The 10,957-nt window shown below is 31.0% G+C and carries 8 protein-coding genes; 4 read left to right on the forward strand and 4 right to left on the reverse strand.

Going from position 1 to position 10,957, the window contains the following annotated elements; all coding sequences use genetic code 11:
* The first annotated feature begins 190 nt into the window (after window positions 1-190).
* The 3 genes from L0U77_RS04280 (at window position 191) to rlmB (ending at window position 5,813) form a co-directional block, all read left to right on the forward strand.
* Complete coding sequence (locus L0U77_RS04280; RefSeq protein WP_233900785.1) at window positions 191-3,430, forward strand: SusC/RagA family TonB-linked outer membrane protein; 3,240 nt, start codon at window positions 191-193, stop codon at window positions 3,428-3,430.
* Window positions 3,431-3,440: 10 nt separating this feature from the next.
* Entirely contained in the window at window positions 3,441-4,988 is a 1,548-nt protein-coding gene (locus tag L0U77_RS04285) for a SusD/RagB family nutrient-binding outer membrane lipoprotein (RefSeq protein ID WP_233900786.1), read from the forward strand.
* Window positions 4,989-5,075: 87 nt separating this feature from the next.
* On the forward strand, window positions 5,076-5,813 hold the full coding sequence (gene rlmB, locus L0U77_RS04290; protein ID WP_233883551.1) for a 23S rRNA (guanosine(2251)-2'-O)-methyltransferase RlmB: 738 nt from the start codon (window positions 5,076-5,078) through the stop codon (window positions 5,811-5,813).
* 67 nt (window positions 5,814-5,880) lie between these two features.
* On the opposite strand, the gene L0U77_RS04295 is transcribed toward rlmB, so the two are convergent.
* Window positions 5,881-6,684: a rhomboid family intramembrane serine protease gene (locus L0U77_RS04295; RefSeq protein WP_233883552.1), complete on the reverse strand. Its 804-nt coding sequence runs from the start codon at window positions 6,682-6,684 to the stop codon at window positions 5,881-5,883.
* Between the two features lie 76 nt (window positions 6,685-6,760).
* Here L0U77_RS04295 and L0U77_RS04300 point away from each other — a divergent pair, with 76 nt between their 5' ends.
* Window positions 6,761-8,032: a replication-associated recombination protein A gene (locus tag L0U77_RS04300; RefSeq protein ID WP_233900787.1), complete on the forward strand. Its 1,272-nt coding sequence runs from the start codon at window positions 6,761-6,763 to the stop codon at window positions 8,030-8,032.
* Here L0U77_RS04300 and L0U77_RS04305 read toward each other — a convergent pair.
* From L0U77_RS04305 to L0U77_RS04315, 3 genes are read right to left on the reverse strand one after another with little or no spacing between them, the layout of a single operon-like run.
* A complete protein-coding gene (locus L0U77_RS04305; RefSeq protein WP_233900788.1) occupies window positions 8,029-8,727 on the reverse strand; it encodes a hypothetical protein in 699 nt (232 codons plus the stop codon). The two genes, L0U77_RS04300 and L0U77_RS04305, sit on opposite strands and share 4 nt — an antisense overlap.
* A 56-nt stretch (window positions 8,728-8,783) precedes the next feature.
* Window positions 8,784-9,470 carry a YjjG family noncanonical pyrimidine nucleotidase gene (locus L0U77_RS04310; protein ID WP_233861380.1) on the reverse strand — a complete coding sequence of 229 codons (687 nt, stop codon included), beginning with the start codon at window positions 9,468-9,470 and terminating at the stop codon, window positions 8,784-8,786.
* Between the two features lie 41 nt (window positions 9,471-9,511).
* Window positions 9,512-10,819, reverse strand: a complete 1,308-nt coding sequence (locus L0U77_RS04315) for a polysaccharide deacetylase family protein (protein ID WP_233900789.1) — start codon at window positions 10,817-10,819, stop codon at window positions 9,512-9,514.
* Between the last annotated feature and the right edge of the window lie 138 nt (window positions 10,820-10,957).

A 10,957-nucleotide genomic window follows, 5' to 3' on the forward strand; every position in this document is an offset into this window, starting at 1 on the left:
TATTCATATTTTTTTTAAAAAATATGAATATAACAATAACAAGCCAAAAGAGCCATTACTGTTAAAAATGTGATACTAAAAAGTATCAATAAACATCAAAATTAATATTTATTTAAGAAAACTTTAAGGAAAAGTTTGGCTACTTAACATAAAATCAGGATATTTAGAAGATAATTCAAACTTACACAAAATGAAAACAACGTTTAATGGAATTTTAACGCTACTACTAGCGTTGATTGTGCAAATATCGTTTGCTCAAGAAAAAACGGTTTCTGGTACAGTATCTGACGAATCAGGTCCTTTACCTGGAGTTACCGTATTGAAAAAAGGAACGAATCAAGGTACCGAAACTAATTTTGATGGTAAATACACTATCAAAACTAAAACTGGTGATGTTTTGGTTTTTAGCTTTATCGGTATGAAGAGTATCCAAAAAATAATTGGATCTTCAAATACCATCAATATTATTATGAAAAATGATAATATTCTTGATGAAGTTGTCGTTACTGCTTTGGGAATTTCTAGAGATAAAAAATCGCTAGGATACGCAACTCAAGAAGTAAAAGGAGACGAATTAACAACCAATAAAAGTGGGAATTTTGTAAATGCTTTATCTGGGAAAGCCTCTGGTATTCAAATTAGAAAGAACAATAACATGGGAGGATCTACCAATGTAGTAATCCGTGGAAATGCATCGCTTACAGGAAATAACCAAGCTTTATTTGTTATTGATGGTGTGCCAATTGGTAATTCAAGCTCAAACGCTTCTAGCCAAGCTGAAGGAGTTGGTGGATATTATGATTATGGAAATCCTGCTTCAGATATTAACCCTGAAGATATTGCTTCTATTAACATTCTTAAAGGAGCTGCCGCTTCTGCATTATACGGTTCTAGAGCTGCCAATGGTGTTATTATGATTACCACTAAAAAAGGAAAAGATTCAAAAGGAATTGGAGTAACTATTAATTCTGGTGCATCTTTTGGTAAAATTGACAAAAGTACTTTTACAAAGTTTCAAACAAAATATGGTGCTGGTTACGGTCCTTTTTATGATGGTCCTGGTAGTCAATGGCTTTTAGAAGATATTAATGGTGATGGAACAAAAGATTTAGTAGTACCTTATATGGAAGACGCTTCTTATGGAGCTGCTTTTGATCCTAAATTATTAGTATATCAATGGGATTCTTTTGATCCTACTTCTCCTAATTATAAGAAAAAAACGCCTTGGATTAGTCCTAAAAATGGACCTATCGAGTTTTTTGAAACACCTATCACAATTACAAATTCAATCTCTTTAGATCAATCTTCTGAAAAAGGTAATTTTAGAATTAACTATACACAGTTTGATCAAACAGGATTAATGCCTAACAGTTCTCAGAAAAAACATAATTTTTCGATGAGCGGTAACCTTAAAATGACAGAGAAATTTACAGCAACAGCCTATGCAAATTACATCAAATCAAAAGCAAAAGGACGTAACTCTACTGGATATAATGACAATATCTTAACAATGTTCAAGCAATGGGGACAAACAAATGTAGATTTACAACAACAAAAAGATAGCTATTTTTCAACTAAAAGAAACATAACTTGGAATCCTGCAACATCTGACGCTGGTTCTGCTCCTATCTTTTGGGATAATCCATACTGGAAACGATACGAAAATTATCAAAATGATTCAAGAGATCGTTTTGTAGGAAATATCTCTTTAAATTATGAAATAAACGACTGGTTAAATGTTACTGGTAGAATATCAACAGATACTTACAACGAAATTCAAGAAGAAAGAAGAGCAAACGGAAGTGTTCCTGCTGCTTTTGGTGTTAGTAGAGGTAATGTTGATGCTGGTTACGGTAGAAAAAATATTTCTAATACAGAAACAAATTATGATTTCATGTTTAACTTAGACAGAAATTTAACCGAAGACCTTAATTTAAAAGCCATTGTAGGAACAAACATCCGAAGAAATACATTTAAATCTATATATGCTTCTACAGCTGGTGGATTAAGTGTTCCTAAACTTTATTCTTTACAAAACAGTATTGGTCCATTACCTTTACCTATTGAAAGAGATGAAAAAGTTGGGGTAGATGGAGTTTACGGAAGTGCCTCTTTAGGATTCAAAAATACGTTCTTTTTTGATGCAACTATAAGAAGAGACCACTCCTCTACCTTACCTAATGATAATAGTACTTTCTACTATCCTTCATTTGCTGGTAGTTTTGTGTTTTCTAAACTATTAAATCAAGATTGGTTATCATTTGGTAAATTAAGAGCAAACTACGCAGAGGTAGGAAACAGTGCTCCTTTTGATTATTTAAATGATACCTATAGAGTAAATATTGCTCCTGGAACACCAAGTACATCAGTAGGAAATACCAAAAAAAATATAGATTTAAAACCTGAAAGAACTGAAAGTATTGAAGTTGGTCTTGAAATGAAAGTATTACAAAATCGTTTAGGTTTTGACCTTGCTTATTATAAAAATAATTCAATAGATCAAATTGTAGGAGTGCCTGTATCAACAGCTACTGGATACTCTAGTAAAATATTAAATGCTGGAGAAATTGAAAATAAAGGATTAGAAGTATCAATAAATGGTACGCCTATAAAAACTGATAATTTTTCTTGGAATGCCAATGTAAACTGGTCTAAAAATGAAAGTAAAGTTATTTCATTAACAGAAGGTATTTCGAACTTACAATTAGGAGATTTTCAAGGAGGTGTAACCATTAATGCTACGGTTGGTCAACCATATGGTGTTATTCAAGGAACTGATTTCACCTATTTGAACGGTAAAAAAGTCGTTGATGCCGAAAGTGGTGAATATGTTAAAACAAGTAGTTCTGATAAAATAATTGGGGATACTAGCCCAGATTGGTTAATGGGAATTTCGAACAGTTTTAAATATAAAAATGTATCGTTAAGTTTCTTAGTTGATTTTCAAAAAGGAGGAAGTATTTTTTCTTTAGATCAATCGTATGGATTAGCAACAGGAGTAAATGCTGAAACTGCTTTTATAAATGATTTAGGCAACCCTGTAAGAAATTCTATTGCAGATGGTGGAGGTATGATTAATCCAGGTGTTAATTCTGATGGTGCAACCAATACTACGCGTATTAGAACTGATAGATACGGTGCTTTTGGATACCGAAGAGGATTACCAAATGCCGCTTTTGTATATGATGCTAGTTTCGTAAAATTAAGAGAAGTAGCAATAACTTATAACTTTACGGATAAAATGATGAACAATACCTTTTTAACAGGAGGTTCTATTAGTTTTTCTGGTTCAAATCTATGGATAATCCATAAGAATTTACCACATGCAGATCCAGAATCTGGTTTATCATCTGGTAACTTACAAGGATATTCTACTGGTTCACTTCCAACAACAAGAAATTTTGGGTTTAACCTTAAATTAAAATTCTAAAGACAACAAAATGAAAAAAATATTAATTTTAGTATCCGCAATATTTATTGCTTCTTGTTCTGATAATTTAGAAAGCTTAAATAAGAACATTAAAGATCCCGCAAACGTACCAGGAGAAAGTTTATTTTCTGGAGCACAGAAAGCTTTAGTCGATCAAATTGTTGATTTAAATGTCAATAATAATAACACAAAGCTTTGGTCACAATATTTACAGGAAACCACTTATACAGACGAGAGTAATTACGATCAATTAACACGTAGTATTCCTAAAAATCATTGGGACATTTTATATAAAGATGTCTTAAAAGATTTAGATCAGGCAAAAAAGACAATTAAAGCAACTACATATTCAACGAATGAATTAAATGCTTTAAAGTCGAATAAATTAGCAATTATTGAAATATTAAACGTGTATGCATACGCTTCATTAGTGGAAACGTTTGGCGATGTTCCTTACACGGAAGCTTTAGATATCGATAATCTTTTACCTAAATATGATGACGGATTAACAGTTTACAAAGATTTGATTGTACGTTTAACAACAGCAATTAACACGTTAAATCCTAATTTATCGAGTTATGGAGCTGCCGATAATATTTATAATGGAGATGTAACAAAGTGGAAAAAACTGGGAGCTTCTTTAAAATTAAGAATGGGGATTTTACTTTCTGATGTCGATAATACATTGGCTAAATCGACTATTGAATCTGCGGTTGCTACGGGTGTTTTTACAAGCAATGCTGATAATGCAACTTTTACGTATTATTCTGCTGATCCAAATACCAATCCAATTCATGATAATTTAGTATTAAGTGGAAGAAATGATTTTGTTGCAGGAAAGACAATCATCGAAATTATGCAACCAAGAACCTATGAATATTTAACAGATTCGAATGAAGATGATGTTATCGATTCAAAAGATAATGCAACGGTTGTTCCAGGTTCTGTAACTTTTACAGATCCAAGAATGGCTTCCTATTTTTCTTCAAATGTAGATGCTGATCCTACGGTACCTCAAGTTGTTTATTTAGGTGGTGAAATTGGAAGTTCTTCTAATTTCAAGAAACACACACAAGTTGCTGACGTTATAAAAGCAGCAACGACCAAAGGTGTTATTTTTGATTATTCGGAAGTACAATTTTTACTAGCGGAAGCTGCGGCTCGTTCTTTTTCAGTTGGAGGAACTGCTAAGAGTCATTATGATATGGCAATTACCGCTTCTTTTGAAGATTGGGGACTTTCTACCGCAGATGCTACTACATTTTTAGCTGCACCAAGCGTAGATTATAACACACTTTTAGCAAGTAAAACTTGGAAAGAAATAATTGGTACACAAAAATGGATTGCTTTATACAACAGAGGATTAGAGGCTTGGACATCAATCAGACTTTTAGATTTTCCTAAATTAGCGACTCCTACGGATGCTTATTCTGGTTTTCCAAACCGATACACATATCCTGTGGTAGAACAAACGTTAAACGGAAGTAATTACAAAAATGCTTCTTCAGCAATTGGAGGCGATACTACGGAACAAAAATTATTTTGGGATAAGTATTAACACTTTTTTTTAGATTTATTTTATTTTATTAACGCTCTAATTTATTAGAGCGTTTTTTTGTTAAAAAAATTCAACTACCTTTGCCGTATGGAAGAAAACACTACTATTTTTGGTATTAGAGCAATAATTGAAGCGATTGAAAGTGAAGCATCAATTAACAAAGTATATTTACAGAAAGGACTTCGTGGAGAATTATTTTTTGAATTAGATAAATTATTAAGAAAAAATAAAATTTCCATCAGTGTTGTTCCTACAGAAAAACTAGATAGATTATCTAAACATAGTAATCATCAAGGAGCGGTTGCAAGAATTTCTCCTGTTGATTTTCATGATTTAGAAACCTTAATTGAAACGACTTTAGCATCTGATAAAATTCCATTGTTCTTATTATTAGATCAAGTATCTGATGTTCGAAATTTTGGAGCAATTATTAGAACTGCTGAGTGTACGGGTGTAAACGGAATTATCATTCAAAAAAGTGGAAGTGCTCCTGTAAATGCAGAAACGATTAAAACATCAGCAGGTGCTGCTTTTAAAATTCCTATTTGTAAGGTTGATCATATTAAAGACGCAATGTTTCAATTACAGGCTGAAAACATAAAATTAGTTGCCGCTACTGAAAAGACAGAAGATTCTGTTTTTGATGTTGATTTTAATCAGCCAGTTGCTATCATAATGGGTTCTGAACATAAAGGAGTTAGTAATTCTGTATTAAAAATGGCAGATTATAAAGCAAAATTACCATTACTTGGTGAAATTGAATCTTTAAATGTTTCTGTTGCTTGTGGCGTTTTTCTTTATGAAACTATTCGTCAAAGACAATAAAAAGAAATAATACATTTATTAGAGAATTATAAAAATTAAAATCCTGCTTTTTGCGGGATTTTTTTATTTATGATTTATGATTGTTTTCTGTATAAATATACTTGTAATTTAATTCTGATGATTTTTCTATTTCTTTTTTTTCTTCGGATATATTAATTTCTATTTTTTTATCTTCTTTCTCTTCTTTCTCTTTTTCAGTATCTTCTTCTGATACAATTTCTTCTTGAATTACTGGTGGAACGTAATTTCCATTTTCATCAAACAATTCATCAAAAGCTGTTTTAGAGAACACAAATTTTTCTTTAATTACGCCTTTTTTTCGATAAAAAATCGCCAATAAAATCCCTGTAATAAACCCTGATAAATGTCCTTCCCATGAAATACCATCTTTAATTGGCAACACATACCAAATCATACTTCCGTATAAAAATATCATAATTAACGAAACTGCGACAAGTCGATACTGTTTTTTTATAATTCCGCTAAAAAACACAAAACTAAACAATAAATAAACAACGCCACTCGCCCCAATATGATAGGATTCACGAGCAATACTCCACGTTAAAAAACCGGTAAATAATCCACCGAAAATCAATATTTTTAAAGCAACTTCTCTATAAAAATAAAATAAACTCGCCGAAAGCACAAATAATGGCACGGAATTATTAAACAAATGCCCTGTATCGCCATGGATAAAAGGTGACATCAAAATTCCTTTTAAGCCACTTAATTCTCTTGGTAAAATACCAAATTTATTGAAATTGAAGCCAAAAGTAATTTCTATCCAATAGATAATCCAAATAGAAAATACAAAAATAAATGGCAACAAAAAAATGCGGTTCGAATATTTTAATTGAGTAGCTGTTTTCATAATTACTAAAATATCAAAAATAAATCCAACTAAAAATTTCGGAACATCTGTCAGAAATCTTTGCTATTTTTACCAAATGAATCAACCTTTGGCAGAAAGAATACGTCCACAACATTTATCAGATTATATAAGTCAACAACATTTGGTTGGTGAAAACGGTATTTTAACCAATCATATTAAACAAGGAATAATTCCTTCCTTAATTCTTTGGGGACCTCCGGGAATTGGAAAAACAACACTTGCCAATATTATTGCCAACGAATCTGGGAGACCTTTTTATACTTTGAGCGCCATTAGCGCAGGTATAAAAGATGTGCGTGAAATTATTGAAAAAGCGAAGAAAAGCGGCGGATTGTTTAGTCAAAAAAATCCTATTTTATTTATTGATGAAATTCATCGCTTTAGCAAATCGCAACAAGATTCTTTACTTGGAGCAGTCGAAAAAGGCTGGATTACCTTAATTGGCGCCACCACCGAAAACCCAAGTTTTGAAGTAATTCCTGCCCTACTTTCTCGCTGTCAGGTGTATATTTTAAATTCTTTTGATAAAAATGATTTAATCGCATTGTTACATCGAGCCATCGAAAAAGATGCTTTTATTGCTGATAAAAAAATAATTTTAAAAGAAACAGATGCTTTATTGCAAGTATCTGGTGGCGATGCTCGAAAACTTTTAAATATTTTTGAATTATTAGTTGCTCCTGAAACAGAAATCGAGATTACAAATGAACTTGTTTTATCAAAAATTCAAAAAAACACGGTTCGCTACGACAAAACTGGTGAACAACATTACGATATTGTTTCGGCTTTTATAAAATCAATCCGAGGAAGCGACCCAAATGGCGCAGTTTATTGGCTCGCTAGAATGATTGAAGGTGGTGAAGATGTCAAATTTATTGCTCGAAGAATGCTTATTTCAGCTTCTGAAGATATTGGAAATGCCAATCCTACCGCTTTTATTATGGCAAATAATACGTTTCAAGCGGTTTCGGTAATTGGCTATCCAGAATCACGAATTATTTTAAGTCAATGTGCTATTTATTTAGCAAATTCGGCTAAAAGTAACGCTTCTTATATGGCAATTGGCGAGGCTCAAAACCTAGTAAAAACAACAGGCGATTTACCAATTCCGTTGCATTTAAGAAATGCTCCAACCAAATTAATGAAAGATTTGAATTACGGAAAAGACTATCAATATTCACATAATTATTCAGGAAATTTTGTAAATCAAGAGTTTTTGCCCGAAGAAATAAAAAACACCAAATTCTACGAACCAGGAAATAATCCTCGAGAAAATCAATTTAGAGAAATCCTTAAAAAACGCTGGAAAGATAAATATCAGTATTAAAATTTAACCTGATATTTTTCACGAATTTTACGACCATTTTGATAATATTCAGCCGTCCAAGTAGTGTTTGTTTTATATAAAATTCCTTTTTTATTTTTTAAGATAAAAATAGTTGTAAGTTCTGTTTTTAAGAGTTCCAAAATCACTTCAGACGAAGTATTTAAAAGTTTAAAACCATCAGCAACTGGTGTCGCCGTCAGACGAATAACATTAGTTTGAACTTGCTGAGGACTTTTCTCGATTTGTGTATTTAAAACAATTTCATCTGTGAAATCATACTTATATTTGAGTGCTTCAATACTTTTAAAAGCATTTCGAATTGCCTGATGATATGCTTTTTTATAATTTTTCTCCCTACTTTTTCCTTCTTTTGATAAAAAAACAAGCGTATTAGAACAGTCTTTCAATGCTACTTTATTTTTTGTCGTTAACAATCCTGAATCATCTACAATAGTTGCTGTTAATGCTAAACATCTATTTTTTGCGACATCATCTGGTAATTTTTCATCAGCTAAAAATGCCGTAAAACCATATTTGTTAAACAAAAATTTTGTTAATGAACTTGTTTGATACTCATCTGTTGTTCTTAAAAAATCAAACTTCTTTTCAACGATAATATATTTATATGAATTTACTTCTTTTTGCGAAAATACTGATGAAGTTATCAGACATAGCATGAAAAATATTTTTCTCATTTCTTTTTATTAATTAGTAATTATTTTGTTTTTAAAGGCTTTTTTCTGATGAAATATTACAAATATGTTTTTAGTTCTATTAAATTTGAGATACGTAAAACACCTGTTTTATTTTGATATTCCTGATGTTCATTAGCAAAATGAATTGCTAACATCCCCGAATTTAAAGCTCCTAAAATATCTGCTTCATAACTATCGCCAATCATTAAAGCGTTTTGCGGTATCGTATTTGCTTTATTCAACGCAAATTCAAAAACTTTAGGATTTGGCTTTTTTAATCCGATACTTTGCGAGGTTATAATTTCTTGAAAATAACTAGCAATTCCCGATTTTTGTAATTTTAAATTTTGAACTTCATCAAAACCATTGGTAATTATATGTAAATGATATTTTTGTTTCAAATAGTCTAAAACTTCAATAGTTCCTTCAAATAAATGATTATATGTTGGTAAATAAGCAATGTATTTATCAGAAATAGTTGCAATTAAATCCTGAGAAATATTATAATTTAACGCATCAAAAGCATCTTTTAACCTGTTGAATTTTAAAGATTCTCTTGATATTTTATCTTCTCGATACAACTTCCAATATTTTAAATTTATCGGCATATAAGCTTCTAAAAAAAAGCCCACTTCTAACGAGATATTTTGTTCACTAAAAATCTGCTGAAAAGCTAAAGCAGCGTTTTTATCAAAATCCCAAAGTGTGTGATCTAAATCAAAAAAAATATGTTGTATATTCATCTTTATATTTTTAGCTGTTTCCGCTATTTTTCATACTTAAATTATCCATTTTTAACTATTTTCAATGTCGCATTGTATACTCGCTTCCATCCTCTCCAACGCTGATAATTACTTAAACTTTCATTGTGAAAAACAGTAATAAAAACACCGTTTACAGCTTTTATAGCATTATTTAAATCTCTAATTTTACCTAAAGATTGTTTGGGTGTGAGCTTCATATAATCATTCAAAGTTGTATCGACCAAAGCAACAGGAAATATTTTTAAGGGAGTTTGAATCTCGAACGCTAAATCATAAAAATAAAAAGGCGTACAGGTACTTGCACGAAAACCGACATGCGTTTCATACCCCATTGAATAATCTTCTTCAATTTCTAAATCGATTAAATTTTGATACGTTTCTGGCAACGAAATCCGTAAATAATGCTGACGAGAACGCTTTATCGACATATTAATAATATGCTCTAAACGTTCTTTCTCTTTTTTTAATAACGCTGAATTATTCATCGTAAAATACGACGAATGCAAGCCTACCCGAGCATAATCAACCATATCTTTTATCAGCAATTTAAATTTGCGCTTTGAAGTAGAAACATTCGTATCAAAAGTGGTATAATCGCCTACTAAAAAGAAAAAAATAGTTCTTATCTCATAGTTTTTTTTTAACGCTATAATCGAATTAAAAGTATTAAAAGGATCGGGTTTCAAATTTAATAAAACCGCTAGACGATTCCAAATCATAAAAATTTTTAAATACCAAGCATCCTTTAAAAAACCACCAATAGTGCGGACAAAACTTTTATGCTTATAAGCAAATGCATTATCGACATCAATAATTGAAATATATTCATATTTTCGAGTCGTATGCACATACGCTGGAAATCTATTTTTTAAGATTTCTAAAAATTTATATGCCCAAATATCAACCAATGGTTTTTCTAAAAAATTATACTGAAAAGCAATGCTTTCTTTAGCTGAAAACCTGCCATGAACATCTTTTACATACGGTAAATACTCTTCATATCTCGAAATTAAATAAAAAGTAGCCGCAAAAATATCAAAAGGAATTTCCGAAGAACTATCCGTAGCGAAAAAACAAGGAATACCGTCCCATTTTTGAACATCTACATCAAAATCTTTAATGCCTTGTTGTAATAATAAATCATTACTTTTAATGAAAAACTCACTTCCTAAAGCCACTTTCGTATAGGTAAATTTAGCGCCATTATACGCCACAAATTCTTCTACTTTTCCCGTAAATTGAATCGGAATCTGTAAAATACGCGTGAAAATATGTTTGAAAACATACCGAATACGAGGCGTAATTTTAGGAGTATAAATTAAAATCATGAATTTATTAAAAGCCTTTTTAAAGAAATTAGTACCTACTTGCAAAGCTACTTTTTTTAATCACTAATTTCCAGATAAATATAATTCATTTTTTGCACAAGCCAAAATACAAATGTATCTTTGCAAACAATATTTCTT

The organism is Tenacibaculum piscium, assembly GCF_021390715.1.
In the GTDB taxonomy this organism is placed as follows: Bacteria; Bacteroidota; Bacteroidia; order Flavobacteriales; family Flavobacteriaceae; genus Polaribacter; species Polaribacter piscius.